General features: G+C 63.4%; 1 protein-coding gene. It reads right to left on the reverse strand.

Going from position 1 to position 963, the window contains the following annotated elements; translation table 11 throughout:
• Positions 1–111 precede the first annotated feature (111 nt).
• Positions 112–963: IS256 family transposase (locus BB334_RS17290; RefSeq protein WP_068809749.1), on the reverse strand; the 852-nt coding region annotated here is incomplete at its 5' end.

Genomic DNA, 963 nt, shown 5'->3' on the forward strand with positions numbered 1-963 from the left:
AGTTGTGTGCGTCAAGTTGTGCAAAAGGGTTGATCAGGTATTCGGTTGATTCCGGGTTGCCGTGGTCGGCGCGCAGGGCGTAGCCCGGAGCGCCGACCACGGCGGCGGCCGTCAGGCGGCCAGTCTCAACAGCTCCTTCTTCTGCTCGGCCAGCAGTGCCATGTTCAGGTAACGGTTGTCCTCGAGCCACGTCTCGTGGGTTTCGACGCACAGCGCCCGAATCAGCCGCAGACACGACTCGGTGTTCGGGAAGATCCTCACCACGCGCGTGCGCCGCTTGATCTCCTCGTTGAGGCGCTCGAGCATGTTGGTGCTCTTCAAGTGCTTGTGGTGCGCCCGGGGCAGCCGGTAGAAGCTCAAGGTTTCGCCGATGTTGCTCTCGGCCCAGTCGACGAGCTTCGGGTACTTGCCCTGCCACTTGGTGATCCACGCCGCCAGATCGCGGTTGGCTTCCTGCAAGTCGCGCCGGTCGTAGATCCAGCGCAGCTCCTGCAGACAGTCGTCGTCGGCCTTCCTGGGCAGGTAATCGAGCGCGTTGCGCAGGAAATGCACATAGCAGCGCTGCCATGCCGCTTCGCACAACACCTCGCTGATCGCCTTCTTCAGGCCCGCGTGGTCGTCCGAGACCACGAACTCCACGCCGGTGAGCCCACGCTCCTTGAGCCGCAGCAGGAAGTCCTTCCAACTGCTCAGGCTCTCCCGGTTTGCCGTCTCGACCGCCAGCACCTGACGCTGCCCCTCCCAGTTGATGCCAATGGCGATCTGCACCGCCATCGAGCGGATCACACCGTCCTCGCGCACCTTCTCGTAGCGCGCATCCAGAATCACGTACGGATACGCCTCTTCCAGTTGCCGGCTGGCAAAGCGCTCGAGCGCCTCGTCCAGGCTCTTGTTGATCGCCGAGATGGCCGAGGCCGAGAAGCTGTGCCCGCACAGCTCTTCGGTGATCGCCTTGACCTTGCG

This window comes from Thauera phenolivorans (assembly GCF_001696715.1).
Lineage (GTDB): Bacteria > Pseudomonadota > Gammaproteobacteria > Burkholderiales > Rhodocyclaceae > Thauera > Thauera phenolivorans.